Raw genomic sequence first — 26,156 nt, forward strand, 5'->3', positions numbered from 1 at the left:
CAAAAAGGCTCATGATTTACATCGTGAGCCTTTTTTGCGTTTGAGTGCGAGCATTGTCAAATAATATTACGCTTCGCTATGCAATGTTCATCTGCTTCAAAATCAGTTTTTTAGCAACGGGCAGGAGCGCTTCATGCAAAGGATAATCATATCTGGATTCGACCACGTAAGTGGCAGGATTAGGCAGCGATTTATTCTTTTTGGTCAAATCAACCTTAATCTGTGAAACTGTGTTTCCTATTCCAATGCGGATTGTATCCACGAATGTTGTTTTCAAATAACGTTCCTTCATTTCGTTGTAAAGCGCCAGTTGATATTCAAAAACGCTGACCAGCGGCTGGAATGTGTGTAAAAACAGAAGATATCCTTCTTCCAGACGCAACGGCACAATGCCCACCGGCGATATTTTAATGTTCTCCCCTACTTCACTGAAACGCTCCGTTCCTTGTTCCAAAGCACGCGAAAAACGCGGGATCGCAAAGTCCAGGATGTAGTTCAGTTCTTCCAGGTAAGGATCGTCCTGGTGCGTTTCCTCATATTCAAGCTTCCAGGTTTGTAAGTTCACGCCTGTCACATTCTTTGGAAACGATGTTCTGATCTCGCTTTTTTTGGTGCGGATGCTAATGCAGGAATCGAAATGAAATTGCAGATCTGGCAGATGCGGATGAAGTTTATTTAAGGTAAACTGGCTGTCAATGTGTTGTAAATATGCCTGCAAGACATATTTTTTATACTCAAAATCAAAAATTCCTTCGGTTAACCAGTTTTTTTGGAGGTTTGTCATAGGATTCTAAATTTGGTGCCGATAAAATTTAAGCATTTTCAGATCGGTAAACAATCAACTGTCGTGCATGACAATATAATTGCTTCTTATAATTATATAACGGCAGGGTTAGATACAAATTTGTCACACTTGCCGGAAAAAATGTCAGCCGGAAAACGCTGGCATAGATTGTGCTTAGTAGTTACCAGTCAAAACTATTACTGACAATCAAAAAACAAACGTTTAATATTTATGTCAACTTTAGCAGAAATACAAGTGAACGTACAACCTCTGGCTGATCGTGTTCTTGTAGAACCAGCCCCAGCCGAAGAAAAAACAGCATTTGGTATCATTATCCCTGATACTGCAAAGGAAAAACCTCAACGTGGAACTGTTGTAGCAGTGGGCCCGGGTAAAAAAGACGAGCCGATGACCGTTAAGGTAGGTGACACCGTATTATACGGAAAATATTCAGGTACAGAATTGGCGTATGAAGGAAAAGATGTTCTGATCATGCGTGAGTCTGACATTTATGCCATTATTGGTTAATTGTCATTAAGTCCAATCAAATAATCTCAATCAAGAAAATCAAAACGATTAATTAGTATGTCTAAGAAAATTTTCTTCGATACCGAAGCTCGTGATAAAATTAAGCGCGGTGTTGATACATTGGCTGACGCCGTTAAAGTAACATTAGGACCTCGTGGTCGTAACGTAGTTATCGATAAAAAATTCGGATCGCCTAGCATCACAAAAGATGGTGTAACGGTTGCAAAAGAAATCGATCTGAAAGACCCTATCGAAAACATGGGTGCTCAGTTGGTGAAAGAAGTAGCTTCTAAAACTGCTGATTCTGCGGGTGATGGTACTACAACTGCAACTGTTTTGGCTCAGGCTATTTATTCAATCGGTGTTAAGAACGTAGCAGCGGGTGCTAACCCAATGGATCTTAAACGCGGAATTGATAAAGCAGTTTCTGTGATCGTTAAAGATCTTGAATCTCAAAAGAAAAATATTTCTACTTCCAAAGAAATCGCTCAGGTTGCTACAATTTCAGCTAACCATGACGAGGAAATCGGTCAAATGATCGCTGAGGCGATGGAAAAAGTAGGAAAAGAAGGTGTTATCACTGTTGAAGAAGCACGCGGTACAGAAACAGAAGTTAAAACTGTGGAAGGTATGCAGTTTGACCGTGGTTACCTGTCTCCATATTTCGTGACAAACACTGAGAAAATGGAAGCTGATCTTGAGCGTCCATATATCTTGATTTCTGAGAAGAAAGTTTCTTCAATGAAAGAATTGCTTCCAGTTCTTGAAGCAGTTGCACAAACTGGCCGTCCTTTGCTTATTTTGGCAGAAGATGTTGACGGAGAAGCACTTGCTACATTGGTAGTAAACAAAATCCGTGGCGCCTTGAAAGTTGCTGCTGTTAAAGCTCCTGGTTTTGGTGACCGTCGTAAAGCAATGCTTGAAGACATCGCGATCATTACTGGCGGTACAGTTATCTCAGAAGAGCGTGGTTTCAAATTGGAAAACGCAACTTTGGAATATCTTGGTACTTGCGAAAAAGCGATTATCGACAAAGACAACACAACTTTGGTTAACGGATCAGGCAACTCTGAAGACATTCAGGGCCGCGTAAACCAAATCAAAGCGCAGATCGAAAATACAACTTCGGATTACGATCGCGAAAAACTTCAGGAACGCCTTGCTAAATTGTCAGGTGGTGTAGCTATCCTTTACATTGGAGCTGCAACTGAGGTTGAGATGAAAGAGAAAAAAGACCGCGTTGACGATGCATTGCATGCAACTCGTGCTGCTGTTGAAGAAGGAATCGTAGCTGGTGGTGGTGTAGCTTACATCCGCGCAACTGCTGCTTTGGAAGGCTTCACAGGCAACAACGAAGACGAAACAACCGGTATCAATATTATCCGCGTAGCTTTGGAAGCTCCTTTGAGAACAATCGTTTCTAACTCAGGCCAGGAGCCATCAGTAGTTGTTGCGAAAGTGAAAGAAGGAACAGGCTCATACGGTTACAACGCGAAGGACAATGTTTACACAGACCTTTTGGAAGCTGGTATCATTGACCCGAAAAAAGTGTCCCGTTTGGCTTTGGAAAACGCAGCATCTATCGCAGGCTTGTTGTTGACAACAGAATGTGTAATTGCTGACGAGCCAGAAGAAGCTCCTGCAGGTGGCGGTCACAGCCACGGCGGCGGAATGGGCGGAATGATGTAATTCATCCCCTTTCGGATATATAAAAAGCCGCTCAGGAAACTGGGCGGCTTTTGTTTTGGTGAGGCTTAAATAAAAATCAGGACTGCATGAATCCATCCTGCATAACCAGCCTGCGATCGGCCATCGCCGCCAGATCTTCATTATGCGTTACAATTACGAAAGTCTGCCCAAACTCATCCCGCAGTTTGAAAAACAGTTGATGCAGTTCCAAAGCATTATGTGAATCCAGGTTACCACTCGGCTCGTCAGCTAAAACGATGGAAGGTTTGTTCAAAAGTGCCCTTGCTACTGCAACGCGCTGCTGCTCACCGCCCGAAAGCTGAGAAGGCAAGTGGTCTGCTCTGTCCTTCAATCCAAGCATATCCAGCAACTCTCTGCCTCTTGTCAATATTTCCTTTTCACTCATCATGCCATTAATATAACCGGGCATGCAAGCATTTTCCAATGCCGTAAATTCTGCTAGCAGGTTATGAAATTGAAATATGAACCCTATCTTCTCATTGCGAAAGCGGGCAAGATCTTTGTCCTTTTGGGTAAAAACATTGATATCCTCAATAAAAACCTGCCCTTGCTCAGGTCTGTCCAGCGTCCCCAAAATATGAAGAAACGTACTTTTTCCAGCTCCGGAAGGTCCTACTATGGCCACAACTTCCCCCCGCTCAACTTCCAGATCAATCCCCTTCAAAACTTGTAAAGAACCGTATGTGCGCCTGATCCCGCTCGCCCGCAGTAAATTCATATTGTGAAGAAAGATAATTGGACTGAAACCTACGCCCGTTTTGATTAATTCCTTAATTTGCCGTGAAAATACCAATTTACTTTTATACTCATGAATATTCACGAATATCAAGGCAAAAGCGTTCTTAAAAAATACGGTGTGCGTATTCAGGAAGGGCTCGTAGCCGACACTCCGGACAAGGCAGTAGAAGTTGCGCGTGAGCTTAGCCAGCAGACTGGTACCAAATGGTATGTAGTAAAATCCCAGATCCACGCCGGTGGACGCGGAAAAGGCCGCATCGTTGGAACAGAACAACGTGGCGTTGCCCTTGCGAAATCTGTTGAAGATGTACGCACCATATCCAACAACATTTTGGGCAAAGTTCTGGTTACCCACCAGACTGGTCCGGATGGCAAGCGTGTCAACAAAGTGCTTATTGCCGAAGACGTGTATTATCCAGGACCAAGCGAGCCGAAAGAATACTATCTTTCTATCCTCCTTGACCGTGGCCGCAACTGCAATGTGATCATGGCCAGCACCGAAGGCGGTATGGACATTGAAGAAGTTGCTGAGCACACGCCTGAGAAGATCATGAAAGAGTGGATTGATCCAAAAGTAGGTTTGCAGCCATTCCAGGCGCGTAAAGTTGCTTTTGCATTGGGCCTTGAAGGCGATGCTTTCAAAGAAATGGTGAAATTCATCACTTCTCTTTATAAAGCATACATTGAAAGTGATTCAGCGATGTTCGAAATCAACCCGGTTTTGAAAACATCTGATAATAAAATTCTTGCCGTTGATGCCAAAGTTGACCTGGATGACAATGCATTGTATCGTCACCCAGAACTGGCAGAAATGCGTGATACGAACGAAGAAGATCCTTTGGAAGTAGAAGCAGGCGCAAACAACCTGAACTATGTAAAACTGGACGGAAACGTTGGTTGCATGGTGAACGGTGCTGGTCTTGCAATGGCTACGATGGACCTTATCAAACTTTCTGGCGGCGAGCCGGCTAACTTCCTGGATGTTGGGGGTGGCGCAAACGCACGCACCGTAGAAGCAGGTTTCCGTATCATTCTGAAAGATCCGAATGTTAAGGCGATCCTCATCAATATTTTCGGTGGTATCGTTCGTTGCGACCGCGTTGCAGCCGGTGTTGTGGAAGCTTACAAAGCCATTGGAGAAATCCCGGTTCCTATCATCGTTCGTTTGCAAGGAACCAATGCAGAAGAAGGAGCAAGAATCATCAATGAGTCTGGCTTGAAAGTTTCTTCGGCTATTGAGTTTAAAGAAGCTGCTGCGAAGGTTTCCGAAGTTCTGGCCGAGCTGGGAGTTTAGAGAAACGATCATTTACCTGTCACCCTGAGCGGAGTCGAAGGGGGCGTTATCACCTAGGAGTAACGCCCCCTTCGACTCCGCTCAGGGTGACAGGTTGTTTTATGAGCAGTTAGGTGATAAGCTTTTGTACTCCTCACCCCAGCAAAACCCACAATACCATCACCACCAAAAAACTCACAACCCCCTGCAAACCAGTGAGTATCGTATGTGTCCGGTAAGTGTCCCTGGCTGAAATGCCGGTGAATTGAGATACAACCCAAAACCACGCATCATTCGTATGCGAGACGATCATGGCGCCGCTTCCTACTGCCATGACTACTAATGTGATTTGGATGGGCGTTACGAATCCCAATGACGCTAATAGCGGTACCAGAATGCTTGTTGTCAGTACCATCGCGGATGTAGTTGAGCCTTGTGCTGTTTTGAAAAAAGCAGCGATCAGGAAGGCAATTACGAGCAAGTACGCGCCGGACATTTCGTTGTGCAACAGCCATTGGCTGACCATATCCTTCAAAGACGTTTCTTTTAGAATTGCTCCGAAAGCCCCTCCGGCTCCAACCAGAACCAATGTGGTTCCGCAATGTTCGATGCCGCTTTTGAAGCAGGCCATCATTCTTTCTGCTGCGTATTCCGGGAAAAGTGAGTAGCTGAAAAAGATGGCGATGAGGAATGAAACCAGTGGACTTCCGAAAAAGCCGAGCCATTTTGTCCAGTTTTCAGGGAAATTCAATATTCTCGCAAATGAGGCAAGTGTAATGAGTATAATAGGCAAAAGAATAGGCATAAATGCCTTCCATGCCGGCGGTAGTCTGCTTTCGTGAATGATAATAGGTGGCTCAACGGCTGAATTTTCTGTTATTTCAACATTCCTCGCAAATTTGCCTGCGAACCAGGTTGAAAGAAAAAGGCTTGGAATTGAAACAATCAAGCCGATCAAAATCACTAATCCAACTGAGTCAGCAATGCCAAGGTTTCCTGCCGCGGACAAGGGACCCGGCGTGGGTGGGACCAACGTATGCGTGGCAAAAAGTCCGCCTGATAACGACAATGCAATGGTTCCAAGCGGCTTTCCCGTACGTTTAGCAACAATCTGATTCAGCTTGTGGAGAATGATAAATCCAGAATCGCAAAAAACCGGGATTCCAACGATCCCGCCAATAACAGCCATAGCAAATGCAGGACGCTTCTCGCCAAATAAATTAAGAATCACGTCTGCCACTTTAATTGCAGCACCGGATTTATCCAGAATAGCACCAATTACACAACCCAAAATCACCATTAAGCCGATTTTCGACATGAGCTCTCCAAAACCTTTTCCAATGGTCTCAGCCAGTTTGTCGATAGGCAACCCTGCAAACACGCCAACGCCGATTGCAGCAAGCAGCAATCCGACAAGCGGATGCATTTTCAGGATGGTGGAGCTTAATACAATGAAAACAACGGCAGCGAGAACAATGAATATGATCATCGGTTATCTGGATTTACAGCAATTTCATAACAGCCTCATCCCCCATCACCGAATTTGCAGGCCGGGGATGCGCCGCATTGAAGACTTCCAGATCTTTTTGTTCGAGTAGTTTGGAAGGCGTTTCATCAATCTTACCCTGGGAATCAGTAACCGCTTTTAGATCCAGCGCCAGCTGTTTAGCCATAAAAACGTACATAGCATTCCTTTTGGAAGGACCATAGTCATGCTTCTCATCTGGTAAATGCACATTTTCAACTAAATTTCTCTTGCCGTATAATCCGTAGATATTTTGAATAAATGGATATTCAACATTCGGCGTGTTCTTTGTCCAGTCGCCGCCGTCAGAAACGAGCAGCATGGGACGCGGCGCTGTCAGCGACGCTATTTCAACATTATTGGTCTGATATTCACCTTTTTTATGGATCGGCAGACCACTTTCACAGACACATCCGCCAAAGAAATAAGCCGAAACCATTACAACTGGTGCAGTCACTTTAACCCGGTCATCGAGCGCTGCCAAAAGGAAAGTCTGCGTTCCCCCACCCGATTCACCAGTAACAGCAATTCTTTCGGGGTCCACACCAGGCTGCGCTATGAGAAAATCCAATGCCCTAACAGCATTTATAGTCTGCAACTTGAGGGCCTTTGGCATTTTATGCTCGCAATATTTGGAATCACCCTGCCCTACCATGTCTAAAACAAAAACCACAGCGCCCATGCGGGCAAGCGTAGCGCAACGTTTCTGGGTTTGCTCCCTGAACCTGCCATGCGGATTTTCACCATGCCCGTGGGGACAAAGAATGCCCGCGTACGATTTTTGTTTTTTTAATGGCTTGTATAAATTCCCCGTCACGTAAATGCCCGGCATGCTCTCAAAAGCCACATTTTCAATGGAATAACCGTCCATTTCCCGTTTGCTGTGAATGATCGGCTTTGAAGTCGGTTTGGCAGGCATTGTTAGTAAGTCCATTCCTTCCCGAATCTGCTTTCTGATAGCAGCAGCCCGCGTTTCCCATTCCAGCTTGGTCTTAACAGCATGTTTTTCCAAAAATTCTTTTCCCTGTGCCTCGGTGAAATATGCACCCTGACACAACTCTGACTGCTGCGCATGTAATGTGGTTGTCAGACAAGAAACTGCTAGTAAAGACATTAAAACAACTTTCATCAGCCAAGCGGAAATAGAGTGAATAGATTTTCACAAAAGGGAAAAATAACTCTGGGCTACTGTGAGCAGCCTCAGGGAATTGCTACTTTGATATAATCCTTCAAAATGTGCGCTTCCAGATTTCTGACCATTCCTTTGTACTCGCCATCGATCTGGAAATGGGCTTCTTTGTCAAGACATTCAATGTCTGCTTTTTCGACAGAGATCACGCGCATGATTTCCGGATTGAAATCCGTGCTGCCTGCCAGGATTTTAGCAGTTTCAATAAAGTCCAGTTTTTTAGCAATGACCAGTTCAAAAAAACCGTCGGACATATCCCCGGTCGGATTAATGGTGACGCCTGTCCCGTATTTTTGTGCATTCGCAATGATAACTATAAGCGCCTCGGTTTCAATCACTTCATTCGCCGTGGTGATCTTAACCAAAAAGTTTTCGTGTTCGCTCAGCGTTTTCAGCATTTCACGTGCATATCCCAACTTTCCGCGTGTATCGCTGCTTTCATAGTTTTTTACCAACAACGCATTCAGCCCGATATCACTCAAATGCAGACTGACCTCATTATTGATACAAACCGCATCGATACCAATAATTTTATCTCCAAAAGCGACTTCAACTGCCTCGGTTATGGACCCCGTAATACCGAAGTCCATCGCCAGTCCATTTGCGGAACCCACCGGAATAACGCCCATAATCACATCAGAACCCTGAACTGCCTCTGCGGTTAATGAAATGGTGCCATCGCCGCCTGCAACCAGCACGCGTTCGGGTTTTATATTTCCCACCATTTCCCGGATCGTTTCCAGATCGTGTTCACCGGTTGTTGTGTAAATGCGCAGATCATAACCCTTTGCAGCAGCAGTTTCAATCACTTCTTCAAAAACCACATCCTTATTAACATCCCCGGATATAGGATTTACAACCAACAAAACCTTTCGTTCTGAAAACATATTGTCTAAATTAGGCACTTCAAGTGTATGGGGATAAAGATAGTTATGAAACGTTGCGACTTAAAATTGTATCGTGGATATGCCAATAAAAATGAGCTGGTGGTGTTTGGGCATATCGTCAAAAAATATCCCTCAGGTGATCGAAAATATACAAGAAGCGGGTTCAGATACGCGCGGACGATCATTGAGCTCTTTTCTATTAAGCCTATCCCATTTCTGAAAGTGGTGCTCCGTGTCGGCAATATTACGGCAGAAACAACGGCGGAAGCGGATGGATATTTCCGTTTTCAGATTCCGTTTACCGAGCCCATGCCGAGCGGATGGCATCTTTACGAGGTCACTGTTGACGATGAGTGGAACGGAAAAAGATATCAGGGAAGTGCGCAGGAAGAGTTTTTTCTGCCGTATAAAAGCTCCTATGGCATTATTTCCGACATTGACGACACATTCCTGATTTCACACAGCCGCCGCTCGTTCCGAAAGCTTTTTGTATTACTGTCGAAAAACGTTCAGGCCCGAAAGCCATTTGACGATGTTGTCAAACATTATCAGCTTCTTTCCTTCGCAAGCCGCACGCATCCGCACAAGGACAGCAATATTTTCTTTTATGTGTCAAGCAGTGAGTGGAATCTTTATGATATGATCGTCCGTTTTGCAGAGCTGAACGGTTTGCCAAAAGCTGTTTTGAAACTCAGGAAAATAAAATCGGGACTGGACGATTTTGTGATGACAGGGAGCGGCTCGCACGAGCACAAGCTGCGCAAGATCCATAACATCATTAATTTCTACCCCGAACTGCAATTCATCCTGTTGGGTGATGATTCTCAGAAAGATCCGGAAATTTATGAACAGATCTGCCGGGATTTTTCTGCAAACATCCGCGCGGTATACATTCGGCAAACCAGAAGACGGAGCAAATCGGAAACAACGGCTTATTTGAAGAACATTCAGGAATTGGGCATTGATGTTTGTTACTTTGCGCACAGTAACAAAGCCATTATTCATTCTCTTGACAACGGAATTGTGTTTCAGGCACCCGTTGAGCCAGTGCCTCCGATTATTGAATCAAAAGAACCGCTGCCATGAAAAAAATCCTGATTATTGAGGATGACCGAAGGATTGCACAGAATATTTTTCGCGGACTCGCCTCGGAAAATATCGAAGCAGAAATTGCATACGACGGCATTACCGGAAAGCAACTGGCCCTGGACAAAAAGTTTGATCTGGTTTTGCTGGACGTAAACCTGCCCGGGATGAATGGTCACGATGTTTGCCAGCAAGTAAGGATTTACAAACCGTCGCTTCCGATCATTATGCTCACTGCTTATGGCGAAATTGAGGATAAATTGGAAGGCCTCGGGCGCGGAGCAGACGACTACATTGTTAAACCATTTGATTTCCGGGAATTATTAGCGAGAATCAATGCTGCATTGCGCGTTTCAGAATTAATTAATCCTGAAACAACCGACAAAATCCTGCGGATTGCGGATCTTGAAATGAACCTGGGAACCAAACAGGTAAGCCGCGGCGGCAATATGATCGACCTTACTGCGAAAGAATTCGCGTTACTGGAATATTTTCTCCTGCACAGAGGAAGGGTTGTTTCAAAAATGGATCTTGCTGAGCATGTATGGCACCTCAACTTCGATCCCGGGACCAATGTTGTGGAGGTGTATATCAATTATTTGCGCAAAAAAGTGGATAAGGACTTCTCTACAAAACTAATTCACACACGCCCGGGCATGGGCTATATCATGAAGGAAGAATAAGCATGAAAATCAAAGACCGCATTGCATTTCAATTCACGCTTCTCGTGGCGGCGGTCTTGCTGTTGTTTTCAATCGCTATATACAGCGTCTCCGAACATTACAGACAGGAAGAATTTTATGACCGCCTGAAAGGCCGCGCGCGGACAACCTGCCGTTTGCTCGTGAAGGTCAAAGGCATTGATAAGGACCTGCTTAAAGCGATTGACCAGAACACCCTCTCCGAAATGCTGGATGAAAAAGTCCTGATTTTCAACATGGATAACGAACTGATCTATTCCAGCGTAGATGACAAGCTTCTTACATATCAAAAATCATTGCTCGAAGAGGTCAGGCGAAAAGAATATATGGAGTTCCATGAAGGCGAAAGTGAGGTGATCGGGCTTCTGTACGAAGAGCAAAGCGAGCCGCTGATCGTGCTGGCATCGGCTTATGACACTTTTGGGCATAGCAAACTCACCAATCTGCGGGAAACATTAGGTTGGGGACTTTTAGCCGGGATTGCAGTCACGATTGGGCTGGGAATTTATTTTGCTGGAAACGCATTGCGGCCCATCAGCCGTATTAATCACGAAGTTTCACTTATTACTGCACAAAATCTTTCCCAAAAACTCGACGAAGGCAATAGGAAAGATGAAATAGCACAGCTTGCCATTAACTTTAATACGGTGCTCGTGCGGCTTCACAATGCATTCGAACAACAAAAAAGCTTTGTTTCTCACGCTTCACATGAGCTCCGAACGCCATTAGCAGCATTAAAATCTGAGATTCAGCTTGGTCAGCGATTTAACAAAAATAACCCCGACCTGGACGAAGTGTTTGCCAATCTCTTTTCAGACACCGAAAGATTGATAAGCATTACCAATAATCTACTTTTCCTCGCACGCTCTTACGAACATTCAGGACAGCTGAAAATGGCCCCTATCCACATTGAAGATCTTGCATTTCTGGCCAAAGAAGAGTTGCTGTCCATCAATCCTGATTACCATGTCGAGATTGATTACGAGAACATCCCGGAAGACGAAAACCAGACGGTTATTGAAGGAAATGAAGAATTATTGAAAAGGGTTTTTTCCAATCTGCTGGATAATGCCTGTAAATATTCACCCGATCACGAGGCCAAGATCCTTATCTCGTCCGATGCCAAATCCTGCATTGTCAAGTTTAAAGATCGTGGGATCGGTATAAGTCAGGAAGATATGCCTCATATATTCAATCCGTTTTACCGGTCGTCCAATGCAACGCCTGTCCCTGGCTTCGGAATTGGCCTTTCTATCTGCCAGCGGATCGTGGATTTGCATCATGGTGTGATCTCAGTTACAAGTGAACTGGGTCGCGGAAGTGAGTTCCAAGTGCGTTTAAACCACGTATAGGCCCCTTTTTGGCATTCTAATTTTTTTCTAACTTTATTTTAAGCCTCCTGTAATACCGGCGTCGGAATATCGCATCATTCTAACACAGAAACCATGCGAACTTATTTCACGACGATCCTCTTATTCCTGGCAATCCAACTGCACGCACAGGATACATTGAGGCTTTCGATCAAGCAGGCCGATAGCCTGTTCCTGCAAAACAACCTCGAAATTCTTGCTGAGAAATACCAGATCGATATTGCCAAATCGATTGAAATCCAGGACAAGCTTTGGAATAACCCCACTTTTGGCGTTGAGATCAGCGCCTATAATCCTTCCCGTGGCTTTCTGGACGTGGGTAACAAGGGCCAAAAAGCCTTTACAATCCAACAGCTTATTACCCGCGCCGGAAAACGCAACAAACAGGTCGCCCTGGACGTAGAATCGACGCGAAAAAGCGAATATCAATTTTTCGACCTGATCCGGACATTGAAATTTGAACTCCGCCAGATATTCTTTGAATCCTATTATCTGGAACAGACCATTGCGCTATACGACACGCAAATTGCGTCGCTGAACACGACTGTAACTGCGTTTGATAAAGAATACAACCGGAAAAACATTTCCCTCAAAGAAGTTGTCCGTCTCAAAGCCCTCCTCTTTCAGTTAACCAATGACCGCGCAGACATTCTATTCGAACTGCATGACAATCAACGCGATCTGCGCACATTACTCAATGCTGACAGGCCTGTAAAATCCATTGTGGATTCGGCCGATGTACGTCGTTATCAGCTCAGCCAATACACAGCGGATGCATTGAAGGCGAGAGCAATGGAAAGCCGCTCGGACCTGAAAGTGTCGCAATCCGAAACGAAACAGGCCGAATTGAACTACACATTACAAAAAGCATTGGCAGTGCCGAACATTCAGCTTGGTGCTGTTTACGACCAGGCCAGTAATTACGTGAACAATTATGTGGGCGTTTCGGCCACCATGGACCTGCCATTTTTTAACAGGAACCAGGGAAACATTAAGGCTGCCAAGAGCAACATTAGTTATTTCAAAACCGCGGAAACGGCAAAAGTGAACAGCATTAACAACCAGGTTGACGCTGCACTTCAAAAGGTTAATGTGGCTGAAAAGGCTTATCAAGGCGTGGAAAGCCAGTTTTCAGACCAATTCCAGCTCCTTAGCAAGGGGATTTACGACAATTTCCAAAAAAGGAACATTACCCTCCTCGAATTCATCGATTTTATAGAAACCTACAACGAAAGCATCAAGGAATATAACCGCTTGCAAGCCGACCGCATCAAAGTTTACGAAGAACTCAATTTCGTAGTCGGCGAAGAGCTCTTTAACTAATCGAATTATCACATCACGGCTTTTGCCACAAATATTTTCCAATGAAAAATTCTCTGAGCATGGTTCTGCTGGCCGCAATGGGCTTATGGCTGACCGGATGCAATACAAAAAAAGAAGATCCCGAAGAATCCAAGGCATTTATGCTTTCGGACACGATGATGAGCCGGATAAGCCTGGATACGGTTAAAACCGAGGCCGTGCGTAACGAGCTGACATTGGTTGGGAAAGTCGTTCCTGATGAAAATCAGGTGATTAAGATCTACCCCTTGGTAGGCGGCAATGTGGAGGAAGTAGACGTGGAATTGGGCGACAATGTTCGCAAAGGCCAGAAACTGGCTACAATACGTTCAGGAGAAGTGGCTGATTTTGAAAGACAAATGATCCAGGCACAATCCGATTTGCTCATTGCCCAAAAGAATTTGTCGTCTACCGAGGATCTTTTTGAGAGTAAACTTGTGCCGGAACGGGACGTGATCACGGCGCGCCAGGTCGTCGACAAAGCACAGGCAGATGTAAGCCGGGTGAAGGAAATCTTCTCGATTTATGGTCTGGGCAAATCGACTAACTACACTGTTAAGTCGCCGATCAATGGTTTTATCATTGACAAAAGCGTAAACCGCGGCATGCAATTGCGCTCGGACAATGCGGAAGCGCTCTTCACGGTCGGGCAGATTGCGGATGTGTGGGTGATGGCAAATGTGAATGAAAGTGATATTCCGAGGATCAAGCTGGGAATGCCAGCGGACGTACGCACGATCAGCTTTTCAAATGAAGTTTTCAAAGGCAAAGTGGACAAGATCTACAATGTGCTTGACCCGGATACAAAAGCGATGAAGATCCGCATTCAGCTGCAAAATGTAGGTTTGAAACTGAAACCCGAAATGCATGCGACCGTCAACCTGAACTTTGAAGAAGGAGGTGAAATGCAGGCCATTCCGTCCCAGGCCGTGATTTTTGACCGCAGCAAGAATTGGGTAATGGTGTATCACAGCCGTTCCAAAATAGAAATCCGCCCCGTCGAGATCTATCGCTCGCTCGCCAACAGAACCTACATCAGCGGCGGCCTGAAAGACGGCGAAGCAATCATTTCCAAAAACCAACTCCTCGTTTACGACGCACTTAACGATTAACCCATGAACAAATTCATCAGGGGAATTGTGGGCTTTTCTTTGAAAAACCGCTTTTTCATATTCTTTATGACCGGCCTGCTGATCATCGCAGGGATCGTCAGCTATCGGGATACACCGCTTGAAGCGTTTCCGGATGTTACTAATACACAGATCATTATCGTAACCCAATGGAATGGACGGAGCGCAGAGGAAATCGAGCGTTTTGTAACCGTGCCCATTGAAGTCGCCATGAATTCGGTGCAGCAAAAGTCGAATGTTCGCAGCACAACCATGTTTGGTTTGAGCATTATCAAAATCATTTTCGACGATAATGTGGAAGACTTTTTCGCACGGCAACAAGTTAATAATCAGTTACGTAACATCTCGCTCCCAGACGGCGTGGAGCCGGACGTCCAGCCTCCATACGGACCGACCGGAGAAATTTTCCGCTTTACATTAAAAAGCAAAGACCGCGACAGTCGGGAACTGCTGACATTGCATAACTGGGTCATTGACAGACAACTAAGAAGCATTCCGGGTGTTGCAGATGTAGTGGCATTTGGCGGAAGAGAGAAAATATATGAGGTGCAGGTTAATCCAACCAAACTGGTTAAATACAACATTACCCCGCTGGAAGTTTACCAGGCGGTTACCAAAAGCAATGTCAATGTTGGTGGAGATGTGATCGAGAAAAACGGCCAGGCATATGTGGTGCGCGGAATTGGCTTGCTAAACTCAATCCCTGACATTCAAAACATTATCGTCGAATTTGTAAAGGATAACCCGGTGCTCGTGAAGGATGTGGCGGATGTAAAAGAATCGGATATGCCGCGGGTCGGACAGGTTGGCCTTGATGGTAATGATGACGTTGTGGAGGGGATTGTGGTGCAGCGAAAAGGTGAAAACCCAAGCGAAGTGCTGGCGCGTATAAAGGATAAGGTGGAGGAATTGAATACTAAAATCCTTCCGCCAGACGTGAAAATGGTTACTTTTTACGACCGCGACAATCTGATTGAGTTTTGTGCGCATACAGTAAAGCATAACCTCATTGAAGGCATTGTGCTGGTGACCGTGATCGTTTTCCTCTTTATGGCCGACTGGCGAACGACGGTCATTGTGTCCATTATCATTCCGCTTGCCCTCTTGTTTGCCTTTATGTGCCTGAAATTGAAGGGAATGTCTGCCAACCTGCTTTCGATGGGTGCGATTGATTTTGGGATCATAATCGACGGGGCCGTGGTGATGGTCGAAGGGATTTTTGTGGCACTGGATCATTTAGCGCATCGCAATGGGATGGATCGTTACAATAAGCTGTCCAAGCTAGGTCTTATCAAAAGAACCGGCGGGGAGCTTGGTAAGGCTATTTTCTTTTCTAAACTCATCATTATCACCGCATTGATCCCCATTTTCAGTTTCCAGAAAGTGGAGGGCAAAATGTTTACCCCGCTTGCCTATACGCTGGGTTTTGCGCTATTGGGCGCATTGCTCTATACATTGACGCTCGTTCCCGTGCTTTGCTCTTTATTATTGAATAAAAATGTCCGTGAAAAGAGCAATCCGGTCGTTCGGTTCTTTGATAAAACGATTACGAACGGTTTTGAATGGTGTTATGCGCGAAAAAAACTGAGCGTCGTATTTGCCACATTATTCCTGGGGATCAGCTTGTTTTCCGCCAAATTCCTGGGAACCGAGTTCCTGCCAACATTGAACGAAGGTGCGCTTTGGGTAGAAGCTAAAATGCCCATGAGCAGCTCGCTGAACGAAACCATCAAAATGGTGACCATCCTGCGCGCTAAATTGAATGAATTCCCGGAAGTGAATGGTGTATTGTCCCAAACGGGCAGATCCAATGACGGGACCGATCCCTCGGGCTTTTATTATGTCCAAATGCAGGTTAACCTCAAACCAAAGGAGGAATGGAAACGCAAGATAACGCAGGATCAGCTTATTGAGGAGATGGATAAAAAGCTGAAACAATTCCAGGGCATCAATTACAATTACTCTCAACCCATTATCGACAATGTTGCCGAAGCTGTGGCGGGAATGAATGCGAGTAATGCGGTTAAAATCTACGGTGACGACCTGGAAACGCTGAATGCGAAGGCTGATCAGGTGCTGGAAGCGATCAAGAACGTGCCTGGGATTAAGGATGTGGGCATTTTGCGCAATATTGGCCAGCCGGAGATCAGCGTGATTTTGCACGATCATAAGATGGCCCAATACGGAGTCAGCACAGCGGACGCACAGGCCGTTATTGAAATGGCCATTGGTGGAAAAACGGCTTCGATATTGTATGAAGGCGAACGCAAATTCGATATCCGGCTTCGTTACGAGCAGCAATATCGTCGGACAGTAGACGACATCCAGCAGCTGATGGTGCCAACATTAACCGGGGGGAAAATTCCTTTGAAAGAAATATCCTCTATCCGAACTGTTACCGGGCCGGCATTTGTGTACAGGGATAATAACAAACGTTTTATCGGGGTTAAATTCTCTGTGCGCGAACGTGATTTGGGAAGCACCATTGCAGATGCCCAAAACCGCGTTAAGCCGTTGCTAAAAACATTGCCCAAAGGTTACTCTGTGAACTGGTCGGGGGAATTTGAAAACCAGGTGCGTGCCACTGCGAGGCTTGGACAAGTTGTGCCAATCAGTCTGATCGGTATCTTCATCCTCCTGTTTATCATGTTCAGCAATGCAAAAGATGCGGGTCTGGTATTGATAAATGTGCCATTTGCATTAATTGGCGGGATTCTGGCGTTGCATGTCACGCACATGAACTTCGGGATATCAGCAGGAGTTGGTTTTATTGCATTGTTCGGATTGTGCGTTCAGAACGGTGTAATCCTGATTTCAGTCTTCAATAAAAATCTCGCCGCTAGAATGTCGCTGGATGAAGCGATCCGCGAAGGTGTCAAATCAAGGATCAGGCCAGTAATTATGACAGCATTAATGGCTGCGATCGGTCTGTTGCCAGCCGCAACTTCAACAGGAATCGGCTCAGAAACACAGAAACCGCTGGCGATTGTGGTGATTGGAGGCTTAATAACAGCCACTGTCCTCACATTGCTGATCTTCCCAATCATTTACGGCTTTTTCAACAGAAAAAGCCGGACGGTGAGGGCGGCTTGACTTCGGCCGCGTTCAGACTAAGCGGACCCGTTCTTTTTTGTCACACTGAGCGGAGTCTAAGTGTCATTTCCCACTCTGAAACGTAATGGTAAACGTCGTCCCTTCCCCCACTTCGGACTGCACGTCGATGCGGCCGTGGTGGGCGTGGATGATGCTCATGGTTGTGGACAGGCCAATGCCCATTCCGTTGTTTTTTCCAGTGAAATACGGCTCGAAGATCTTCTCCATATGCTCTTCACTGATGCCGCAGCCATTGTCTGTGAAAATCACCTGAATGTTCTCCCCCTGGCTTTTAGTGCTGATTCTCAAAATGCCCTTATCCTCTTCCATTGCTTCTATTGCATTGGTAATGAGATTCAAAAAGGCCATTTGTAAAGAAACAGGATCAAGCGGCAACGCCATCTCCTCCTCGGCAAACTGGTTTACGATCTGGATCCGCTTCAACTGCACGCGGTCCAATGCTGCTCCGATCGCCTGCGTAAGCACGGTGTGCACGGAGCTCGTCACGAGTTCAATATCAGCTGAGCTGGAAGGTTGCAATAGCTGAGAAATCAGATCATTAATGCGGTTACAATTGCGTTTAATGATCTGTGTATAAAATTTCTGGTCTTCGTCGACCAGTTCCATTTCCAGTTGCTCTGCGGAAAGGTTTACATTCGTGAGCGGATTTCTCACCTCATGGGCGAGCATCCGCACTAAACGACCGGTGACGGCCATTTTTTCAGAGAACAGCCTTTCCCGTTCAGACTGCTTACGGGCGGTCATGTCGTGCAACCTGCCTTGTATATACGGATGGTCATCGTCCACTTCCAATGTTGCCGAGAAAAGGCAATATTTCTTGTCTCCGTCCTTTGTTAACAACTTTACTTCCTGGTCGTGGATCGGGTGATCCTTTATATTTTTCCAAAAAGAGTCAAACTGCGCATCTTCCAGCAGTTCGAGTATATTTTTTAACCGGAGATCATCCTCTGCGTAACCCGTCAGCACACTGGCTGATGTGTTCAGATCGATAATGTTTCCTGCAAGATCGCTGATGAAGAGAAAATCATTGGATTCTTCGAAAATCCTTCTGTAACGGCGTTCGCTGTGTTTCAATGCTTTCAGCACAGATGTTCTTTCCAAAGCATAACGAATGCTCCTTTCGAGCTTTTCGGCGTCCAGCTCACTTTTGATCAGATAATCAGCTGCGCCAAGCCGCAATGCCTCCACTGCGATCTTGGTATCCCCCTTTCCTGTCAAAAGAATGATAGGCTCTTCACACTCAAACTGGCAAGCCAGTTCTATAAGGTCTATCCCCGTGCTTTCACCCAGCAGATAGTCAAACAGATAGAGATCATATTTATGGTCTCTTACGTGCTGCTGCGCGTCCCGGAATGTGGAACACCACGTAATATCAAACTTCCAGTTGACCAATTCCTGAAAATACTCGCGTGTGAGGAAATAGTCGTCCTCGTCGTCGTCGACAAGGAGAACCTTTATTAATTTATTATTCATTCCGTGTCATAGCTCAAACGTAACTCAACAATTAAATGTCAAACTGTTTCATCTTATTGTAGAGTGTTTTGCGGTCAATATTCAATAGGCGGGCTGCTTTGCTTTTATTGAAGTTAACATCTCTCAGCACTTGCATAATCATATCATATTCGGCTTCATTAGCCACTGTTTTCAGGCTCGGTTTGGAATCGTCTCCGTCCGATGATTCTGCAATGCTGGCTGTGGGCGCTGATACGGAAGTCGCAGGCTCTTCGTCGAGGTCTTTCAACTTTCTGTAATTCACAATTTCAAAAGGCAGCGCCTTTTCTTCGATCAGCTCGCCATCAGAAAGCAATGTGGCCCGTTTGATGACATTTTTAAGCTCTCTTAAATTTCCCGGCCAGGAATAGTTGAGAAAATCGTTCTTAACTTCTTCGGAAAAACCGCTGACATTTTTGTTAAGCTCGATATTAGTCGTGTCCAGGAACGTGTTTGCAAAAAGCATCAGATCGTCTTTTCTGTTTCTCAAAGCCGGAACTTCAATCGTGAACTCATTGAAACGATAGTAAAGATCCTCTCTGAATTTGCCATTTCTGGCCGAGTCCAGAAGCCTTTCGTTACTTGCAACCAGAATCCTTACATCCAGGTCAATTTCCTTGGAACCACCAATGCGGCGCATCTTACGCTCCTGCACTACACGCAGCAGCGCGACCTGTATTTCATATGACAAGTTGGAAACTTCATCCAGGAACAAAGTGCCTCCATTTGCCATTTCAAAATGCCCTATTTTGGTATTTAAAGCCCCTGTAAATGATCCTTTTTCATGACCAAAAAGCTCACTACCAGCCAATTCCTTGGATATTGCACCACAATCCATGGCCACGAAGGGCATATCCCGCCTTTTCGATCGGTTATGGATTTCCGCGGCAATAGCTTCTTTGCCGGATCCGCTTTCTCCATAAATAATCACACTGAAGTTGGTAGGCGCAACCAGGTCCACCTGGCGGAAAAGGTTATCAGAAACCTCGCTCTGTCCCATGACATAGCCGGCTTTTGTCCGCGAGCTCATCTTGCGGGCCGGTTTGGTCGTTTCCGTAGTTCCCCCGCTTGTCCCGGAGGAAACTGCTGTATATTCAAACTCTTCGTTTTCTCTCGATTCTGCGTCTGCAATGGCTTTTTTCACGGTTACCAATATTTCATCTGGAAATAATGGTTTCGTGATATAATCGTAAGCGCCGAGTTTCATCACATTAACCGCTACTTTAATGTCAGAATAGCCGGTTATGATGAGTACAGGCACATTAGGGCGTTTGGATTTAATCGCTGTCAGCAATTCAGTTCCTGTAATATCGCCCAGCCGGAAGTCGGTCATGACCAGGTCAGGAGAAATGGAATCGATCAGGGCAAGGCCGTCTTTACCGTTTTGCGCAGTCTCTACTATAAAATCATTCTTTGATAAAAATCTCTTCAACAGGAAGCAAATATCTGCCTCGTCATCAACTACAACAATTTTTTTCATGCCAGGTTTTTAGGGCTAAATCCAGTTCGTTTTGTAAGCTGCTTAAATGGTAACTCGTAATCTTGCAGTAGGGATATTCAATTGTTCCCGGTATTTCGCAACGGTCCTTCTAGCCACAGAATAGCCTTTTTCGGAAAGCATGTCTGTGATTTGCTGGTCGTTGTAAGGGTGTCTTTTATCTTCGTCGCCCACAATCTCCCGGATCGCCTCCTGGATTTCCCGGTTGGAAACCTCGGTCCCATCCTCGTTGGTAACTCCTTCTGTGAACAGGTCTTTGAGTAACACAATTCCGAAAGGGGTCTGAACGTATTTATTCGTCGTCACCCGCGACACGGTGGAAATGTCCATATTGATGATCTCAGCAACATCTTTCAGGATCATAGGGCGCAATTTCTTGATATCGCCGGTTTGGAAATAATCATATTGCAACTTGACAATGGCCCTTAAAGTGCTCAGCATCGTGTTTTCACGTTGCTTGATCGCATCAATGAACCACTTTGCCGAGTTCATTTTGTTTTTCAGGAACTGGTTGGTAGCCTTGTCGTTCTTTTGCTCGGCCATTTGCGTGAATAATTTGTTCAACCGCAAAGCCGGGCTATTGCCCCAGGTAAGTTGCACTTCTATGTCACCGTCCTCTGTATACCGAAGCGAAAAATCAGGCTTAATGCTTTCATTAACGATGGAATCATTACGCAGACCGGACGCAGGCTTGGGGTTCAATGTGGTGATTAATGCGATGGCCTTTTTCAACGACTCCTCGTCGAGACCCGTGATCCGCATAATCTTGTCATAGTTTCTTGCACCTAGCTCATCAAAAGCATCGGTAACAATCTTGCACGCCCATTTCCAGGTCTCATCCTGATTTTCAATCCGGCTAAGCTGGATTTGCAAACATTCTCTCAGGTCACTAGCAGCAATTCCGGCCGGATCAAGTTGCTGAATCACCTTCAACATCAGATTAACCTCATCTGTGTCGATAAACATGCTGTTAGCAAAAGAAATATCATCAGCGATCACATCACTTTCACGTCTCAGGAAACCGTCCTCATCCAGTGAATCGAGAATAAAGTCTGCTATCAGTTGCTGTCTTTCGTCCAATCTCAGGAAATGCACCTGTTGTTTAAGATCGTCCCGAAAAGACATTGTCTCTACCATAGGACGCGTATAAAGCTCATTATCCGGAGACTGATTGTTGGCGTAGGTTTTATAGTCGGGAACATCATCGTCCCTGAACTCGTCCCAGTCATAATAATCCTGCATGGTATTATCGTCGCCGGTTCCGGTATCAGCCGGGTCCTGAAATTCGTCAACAGTATCTTCCGAAGCATTATCCTCCTTGCCTTCCTCCAAAATAGGATTTTCTTCAAGCTCCTCCTTAATTCTTTGTTCCAATTCCATTGTCGTCAAATGCAGTAAATTCAGCATCTGAATTTGCAACGGAGAATATTTCAGGGTCTGTCTTTGCGTCTGCGTTTGTCTTTGCATATAGCAACCAAGGGTATATAATTAGAATTCTTAAAGTTTAAATTTACGACTCTTTATTCAATCTATCTTAATAACGGGCGCGTTTATGAACATTGCGTACTTATTTCCACAGACTGAGTACAATTGTTCAGAATCCCGCGTCAGCAACGGAAAAATCCTGGCGCCTCATGCATATCCTCCAAACAGCTCCGTATTATGGAACAGCTTTTTCATACCGGAGGTGAGCACACGTTACATGTTTAGCTCCAATCTACAACTACCCCAATTTCACTGAGTTACACTTAAACCTGAGCGGCAAACCAGAGATGGTTGTCACAATTTCAAGTATCAGGCGCAGCAAAAACAGAGGTCGTCAACGATTTAACACCATCAATCGTTGAGAGACGAGACAACAAGTATAACAAATTTCTTGCCGCCCGCTTTTGCGCAAAAAAAGAACCTGCCGCTTCCGACAGGTTCAGTAGTGTTGCAAATCGACTTGATAACGGTCAGGCCGCAGGGACAGGCTTCTCCTCTGTATTCTTCTTCACCCAGCGCAGGCCTTTTAGTAATAGTTCCCTGCCTTCCGGGACGCCGTGTTTCACAATTACATTCTTCACAACCAGCGGCACCACGAAATTAAGTGGCGGTGGCAGGCGGCGCAATGCTGTCTTCGCAAGAATGGCACTTACGCCCATTTCGATGCTTTTCCCTGAATTGCTTTCAGGCCCCGACAAAAACATTGTCTTGACATAATTAACCGTACTCTCAATCGGCGTCGATTCTTCTGGTTTTTCAGGATCTGTTGATGAACCTTTCATGTTCTGATGAAGTGATGAAAATTTCCGGCAACATGCATGCAGCCGGAAACTTTGTTATTGATATTTATTAACCTCTTTTTTGGCAGCGTCTGAATATTCCTCCGCTTTGTCCCATGCTGCGTCCTTATATTCTTCCCCTTCTTCTTTGATCTGCCCGGCCACATTCGATGCCTTTTCTTTGCTTTTTTCCAAAGCTTCAATCAGGTCCGTTGCCAGACTATTTGTTTTCTTTTTGATTTTCTTTCTGGTTTTGTTTCCTTCTTCGGGGGCAAAAAGTAACCCAATGATTGCTCCAACCGCTGCTGCTGTTACGATTCCCCAAAATGCTTTATTACCATTCATAATCTTTTCCATTTTAATGTGAAAACTCATTTTACTTCCTCATTCCCAAATCCTGTACCAGTGCCTGATTTTCTTTAAACGGGATAATCGTTCTACACATCGGGCTTTATCAGCCCGCTGCATTTTTTAATTAATCTATATAAAGATGCTTCTGGCACGCAGAATGGCAGGATTATTGTAACTGCACGTTGATGTTGCGCCTGGCTTAAAACTAACAGGAATATTTAACAACCCTTCGATACCATGACCAAAAATTCTATTTCTGACACATCGCTATGAAGATTGTAATTATTGAAGATGAAAAGGACCTGGGGGTGTTAATGCGCAATTTTTTAGTGAGGCAATTAAATATTAAGTCACCAGATGCTTCGGTTAAGGTAGCCTCTTCACTTTCAGAGGGCTTACAATGTATTTATGACATGAACCCCGACTGGATATTCATTGATAATAACTTACCAGATGGAAAAGGAATTAATGAAATTCAGCGAATCAAAAATGCAAACACATTGCAGGGAGCGAAAATTGTGATGATGAGTGCAATGACAAACCTCAAAGAAGAAGCTTTCAAGAACGGGGCAGATTATTTTCTTGACAAACCAATCAGCTTTGTCGAAGTGCGAAGCATATTCAGTAAAAATAACAATAACAGGGAAGGGAGCGCTTAACGCGAAATAGTAGAAAACATTACTTTAATTGTGGATTGAGGTGGGAAATACGTAGAAATTATTTCTCAGAAGCTATTTTTTTGCTGTTATCTGAATAAATATCCTTCAAAATAAAATGGGACACTTGGTCCCCGCCTTCCCTCGCGAACCCGGCATTTTCACCTTTTGACTCTTGTAACGGACGCGTTTTTTCTTTTCATCATCTCCCTTTTTCTTCTCGTAGGCAACCAGTTTAAAATCATATTCCGGTATGAAATAGTCTTCCTTATATTCGGCAACCGGAAGTGGCATATAATGTCTTCCCGGGAAAGTAAGTTCGTCGTATTCGTAATCGTAGAGATATATCGTCACAAAACCATCCCGGCTGTACTTGATCCCAATATCTGAGAACGGGCTGTTTTCGTCTGACGAAGCGACTAGCCGCATCATTTCCTTCTGCTTCCCTTTGGCCAGGATCGTCATATTGTACTGGAATACACGATGCAATGAGTCAATTTGCAGTGCTACGCCTAGGTAATATTTTGCTTCCTTGATCTGCTCTTTTCCAGCATACATCACTGCCGTATTGTTGAGCGCACTTTTATCCTGATAAGTCTGGTAACTCAATTTCGCCTCATCGAATTTTTCCAGATAGCGATAAACATTACCCTGATTCACATTGTAAAACTTTCTTGAGGGAGCATTGTCCATCGCGGTTTTAAAGTCATTGAACGCGCCATCATATCTTGCATTAGCCTCATTAACCTGATGCCGCTGTTCATGTCTGTTCCCGATATACGCCTGAATGATCCCGTGGTTATTATGCAAAAAGGGAAGTTCCGGTTTTTCCCTTACCAGGCTGTCAAACAATGCCATGGACTTATCAAGCTGGTCGTTTTCAAGCAATACAATTCCCCATCCGTTTTGCGCATTTACATTGGACGGGTTCAGAGAAACTGCTTTTTTGAAGACCTGATACCCTTTTTTATACATATCAAAATGCATCAGCAAACTTCCGTAATTGCTCCACATCAGGTCATAACCCTGCTCATACACCAGCGCCTTCGAGAGAAATTGACCCGCCTCAGAATAGCGTTTCTGATTAATCATTATGCTGCTCATACCAGCCAGCGCTTCGTACCGGGTAGGATCCAGCTTGATCGCCTTTTTAAAATCATCCTGCGCGGGGTTGATTTGCTTAAGGTAATATTCCGAAAACGCTTTTGTCACAAACAAGTCTGCGAAAAATTTGTTGTCTTCATTTAACGCCTTTTCGGCTTTCTTGAAATCTTTCAGCGCGAGGTCATACTTTTTTTGCCCGTAATACGAAACAGCCCGGCCCAGGTAGGCAGGCAGATAAGTTGAATCCTTTTTAATTACACGGTCAAAAAGTGTAAAGGCGGTCTGATATTCATGTTTTGATAGATGTGTGTTAGCCATTCCGGATTGTAGGGCGGGCGTTTCGCGCTTCAATGTTGAGGCCAGCTTGTAGTAGCGCTGCGCTTCGCTTATCTGCTTCAAGCCATAAAATGAATGCGCCATGCCGAGATAGGCATCGCCACGGAATGTGCGGTCATCAGTTTCAAGGTATTTCTCAAAAACCGCTTTGGCTGCGCCAAACTGGTTGAGCGATAGCAATGCATTCGCATACCGGATCTGCGCTTTAAGATGATTACGCGACACTTTTTCAAAATCCTTTACGGCTTTCTTCTCATTGCCGGTCCGCATCAGCATGTCGCCCCGCTGCAACCGGTAAGCCATTTCATCTTTTTGGCGGATCGCCGTAGCCATTTCGTCCACAGCTTCGGAAAATTGATTATTGAATTTATAAACCATTCCCAGGTTATAATTCCATTTGCCGCCTGTATTTTTTGCACTATTGCCATTCGCGTAACCCAGCGCGTCGGCGTATTTTTTCTGTTTTGCGTAAGAAACAAGTGTATTCAATGTAGCCTGTGTGCCGCCCGGCGCGTCTGCGAAATCATTCCTCGCAGCGTCATATTTTCCCGATAACAAGCTGAAAAGCCCCCTGTTGTAATGCAAATGCGGGTCCTGAGCGCTAAGGTCCAGCTCTTCCATGATATGAAATGCTTTTTGGTGATTGCCGAGCAATGCCAGGATCACGGCCTCATTATTCATGCGCTGCACGGAATCGGACGGCTGAAAAGCCTGCTTGTGATATTGCGCGTATGCTGCCTGCAAGTTGCGGATGCCGCGCTGGTAAGTCTCTTCGCGGAGTAATGCGGGGTTGTTTTCTTCGAAAGAGCGGTTAAAAACAGGGAGTAGATCTTTGACTATTCGCTGGCATTCATTAAAATCCTGTGCAAATGCGGCTCGGGAAGTTAAGAGCATCAGCATCAGCAACATATAGGAAATGAAAAGCAGGCGAATCTTTTGTACCATTGTCTAAAAAAAGATGGCTCAAAAGAACGAACCTACAAGTTAACTTCCAGAATTACAATATTTACGGTCACCGTTTAATAGAATCTGCTTAAAATATAATTTTTTCAATAAATAAGATTATCAAATCTAGAACTA

Annotated in this window: 21 protein-coding genes; 10 read left to right on the plus strand and 11 right to left on the minus strand. The window is 45.0% G+C overall.

What is annotated here, in order from left to right:
- Positions 1–76: 76 nt before the first annotated feature.
- Entirely contained in the window at positions 77–784 is a 708-nt protein-coding gene (locus B5X68_RS15415) for a hypothetical protein (protein ID WP_082215634.1), read from the minus strand.
- A gap of 231 nt (positions 785–1,015) precedes the next feature.
- On the opposite strand from B5X68_RS15415, the gene B5X68_RS15420 reads away from it, so the two are divergent.
- Together B5X68_RS15420 and groL are read left to right on the plus strand one after the other, a co-directional pair.
- A complete protein-coding gene (locus B5X68_RS15420; protein WP_026628287.1) occupies positions 1,016–1,312 on the plus strand; it encodes a co-chaperone GroES in 297 nt (98 codons plus the stop codon).
- A 57-nt stretch (positions 1,313–1,369) separates the two neighbouring features.
- Positions 1,370–3,001, plus strand: coding sequence for a chaperonin GroEL (groL, locus tag B5X68_RS15425; protein ID WP_082215635.1), 1,632 nt, complete (start codon positions 1,370–1,372; stop codon positions 2,999–3,001).
- A 76-nt stretch (positions 3,002–3,077) separates the two neighbouring features.
- Here the strand turns inward: groL and B5X68_RS15430 are convergent, their stop codons facing one another.
- Entirely contained in the window at positions 3,078–3,740 is a 663-nt protein-coding gene (locus B5X68_RS15430; RefSeq protein WP_082215770.1) for an ABC transporter ATP-binding protein, read from the minus strand.
- Between the two features lie 90 nt (positions 3,741–3,830).
- On the opposite strand from B5X68_RS15430, the gene sucC reads away from it, so the two are divergent.
- The gene (sucC, locus tag B5X68_RS15435; protein WP_026628290.1) at positions 3,831–5,054 is read left to right on the plus strand and encodes an ADP-forming succinate--CoA ligase subunit beta; all 1,224 of its coding nucleotides are present in this window, start codon (positions 3,831–3,833) and stop codon (positions 5,052–5,054) included.
- 133 nt (positions 5,055–5,187) lie between these two features.
- Here sucC and B5X68_RS15440 read toward each other — a convergent pair whose 3' ends face one another.
- From B5X68_RS15440 to B5X68_RS15450, 3 genes are all read right to left on the minus strand, one after another.
- Positions 5,188–6,522 carry a GntP family permease gene (locus B5X68_RS15440; RefSeq protein WP_082215636.1) on the minus strand — a complete coding sequence of 445 codons (1,335 nt, stop codon included), beginning with the start codon at positions 6,520–6,522 and terminating at the stop codon, positions 5,188–5,190.
- Between the two features lie 13 nt (positions 6,523–6,535).
- Positions 6,536–7,672 (minus strand): alpha/beta hydrolase family protein, encoded by a 1,137-nt coding sequence (locus tag B5X68_RS15445; protein ID WP_229208436.1) that lies wholly within the window; start codon positions 7,670–7,672, stop codon positions 6,536–6,538.
- Positions 7,673–7,758: 86 nt separating this feature from the next.
- On the minus strand, positions 7,759–8,634 hold the full coding sequence (locus tag B5X68_RS15450; RefSeq protein WP_082215638.1) for a diacylglycerol/lipid kinase family protein: 876 nt from the start codon (positions 8,632–8,634) through the stop codon (positions 7,759–7,761).
- Positions 8,635–8,679: 45 nt separating this feature from the next.
- On the opposite strand from B5X68_RS15450, the gene B5X68_RS15455 reads away from it, so the two are divergent.
- The 6 genes from B5X68_RS15455 (at position 8,680) to B5X68_RS15480 (ending at position 17,355) form a co-directional block, all read left to right on the plus strand.
- Positions 8,680–9,720, plus strand: coding sequence for an App1 family protein phosphatidate phosphatase (locus B5X68_RS15455; protein ID WP_082215639.1), 1,041 nt, complete (start codon positions 8,680–8,682; stop codon positions 9,718–9,720).
- Positions 9,717–10,403 carry a response regulator transcription factor gene (locus B5X68_RS15460; RefSeq protein WP_082215640.1) on the plus strand — a complete coding sequence of 229 codons (687 nt, stop codon included), beginning with the start codon at positions 9,717–9,719 and terminating at the stop codon, positions 10,401–10,403. The genes B5X68_RS15455 and B5X68_RS15460 overlap by 4 nt, the downstream gene beginning before the upstream one ends.
- 2 nt (positions 10,404–10,405) lie before the next feature.
- Complete coding sequence (locus tag B5X68_RS15465) at positions 10,406–11,773, plus strand: HAMP domain-containing sensor histidine kinase (protein WP_082215641.1); 1,368 nt, start codon at positions 10,406–10,408, stop codon at positions 11,771–11,773.
- Positions 11,774–11,866: 93 nt separating this feature from the next.
- Positions 11,867–13,114 carry a TolC family protein gene (locus B5X68_RS15470; protein WP_082215642.1) on the plus strand — a complete coding sequence of 416 codons (1,248 nt, stop codon included), beginning with the start codon at positions 11,867–11,869 and terminating at the stop codon, positions 13,112–13,114.
- A 41-nt stretch (positions 13,115–13,155) separates the two neighbouring features.
- Positions 13,156–14,244 carry an efflux RND transporter periplasmic adaptor subunit gene (locus B5X68_RS15475; RefSeq protein ID WP_082215643.1) on the plus strand — a complete coding sequence of 363 codons (1,089 nt, stop codon included), beginning with the start codon at positions 13,156–13,158 and terminating at the stop codon, positions 14,242–14,244.
- Between the two features lie 3 nt (positions 14,245–14,247).
- A complete protein-coding gene (locus B5X68_RS15480) occupies positions 14,248–17,355 on the plus strand; it encodes an efflux RND transporter permease subunit (protein ID WP_082215644.1) in 3,108 nt (1,035 codons plus the stop codon).
- A 63-nt stretch (positions 17,356–17,418) separates the two neighbouring features.
- Here B5X68_RS15480 and B5X68_RS15485 read toward each other — a convergent pair whose 3' ends face one another.
- From B5X68_RS15485 to B5X68_RS15505, 5 genes are all read right to left on the minus strand, one after another.
- The gene (locus B5X68_RS15485) at positions 17,419–18,849 is read right to left on the minus strand and encodes a hybrid sensor histidine kinase/response regulator (RefSeq protein ID WP_082215645.1); all 1,431 of its coding nucleotides are present in this window, start codon (positions 18,847–18,849) and stop codon (positions 17,419–17,421) included.
- Between the two features lie 31 nt (positions 18,850–18,880).
- Positions 18,881–20,347, minus strand: coding sequence for a sigma-54-dependent transcriptional regulator (locus tag B5X68_RS15490; RefSeq protein ID WP_082215646.1), 1,467 nt, complete (start codon positions 20,345–20,347; stop codon positions 18,881–18,883).
- A gap of 42 nt (positions 20,348–20,389) precedes the next feature.
- Positions 20,390–21,832 (minus strand): RNA polymerase factor sigma-54, encoded by a 1,443-nt coding sequence (gene rpoN / locus B5X68_RS15495; RefSeq protein ID WP_082215647.1) that lies wholly within the window; start codon positions 21,830–21,832, stop codon positions 20,390–20,392.
- Positions 21,833–22,320: 488 nt separating this feature from the next.
- The gene (locus tag B5X68_RS15500; protein ID WP_082215648.1) at positions 22,321–22,632 is read right to left on the minus strand and encodes a hypothetical protein; all 312 of its coding nucleotides are present in this window, start codon (positions 22,630–22,632) and stop codon (positions 22,321–22,323) included.
- 54 nt (positions 22,633–22,686) lie between these two features.
- Positions 22,687–22,986, minus strand: coding sequence for a YtxH domain-containing protein (locus tag B5X68_RS15505; RefSeq protein WP_229208437.1), 300 nt, complete (start codon positions 22,984–22,986; stop codon positions 22,687–22,689).
- Positions 22,987–23,249: 263 nt separating this feature from the next.
- On the opposite strand from B5X68_RS15505, the gene B5X68_RS15510 reads away from it, so the two are divergent.
- Positions 23,250–23,639, plus strand: coding sequence for a response regulator (locus B5X68_RS15510; protein ID WP_082215649.1), 390 nt, complete (start codon positions 23,250–23,252; stop codon positions 23,637–23,639).
- Positions 23,640–23,744: 105 nt separating this feature from the next.
- Here B5X68_RS15510 and B5X68_RS15515 read toward each other — a convergent pair whose 3' ends face one another.
- Positions 23,745–26,021: a tetratricopeptide repeat protein gene (locus tag B5X68_RS15515; protein WP_082215650.1), complete on the minus strand. Its 2,277-nt coding sequence runs from the start codon at positions 26,019–26,021 to the stop codon at positions 23,745–23,747.
- Between the last annotated feature and the right edge of the window lie 135 nt (positions 26,022–26,156).

The organism is Dyadobacter psychrophilus (assembly GCF_900167945.1).
Taxonomy (GTDB): domain Bacteria; phylum Bacteroidota; class Bacteroidia; order Cytophagales; family Spirosomataceae; genus Dyadobacter; species Dyadobacter psychrophilus.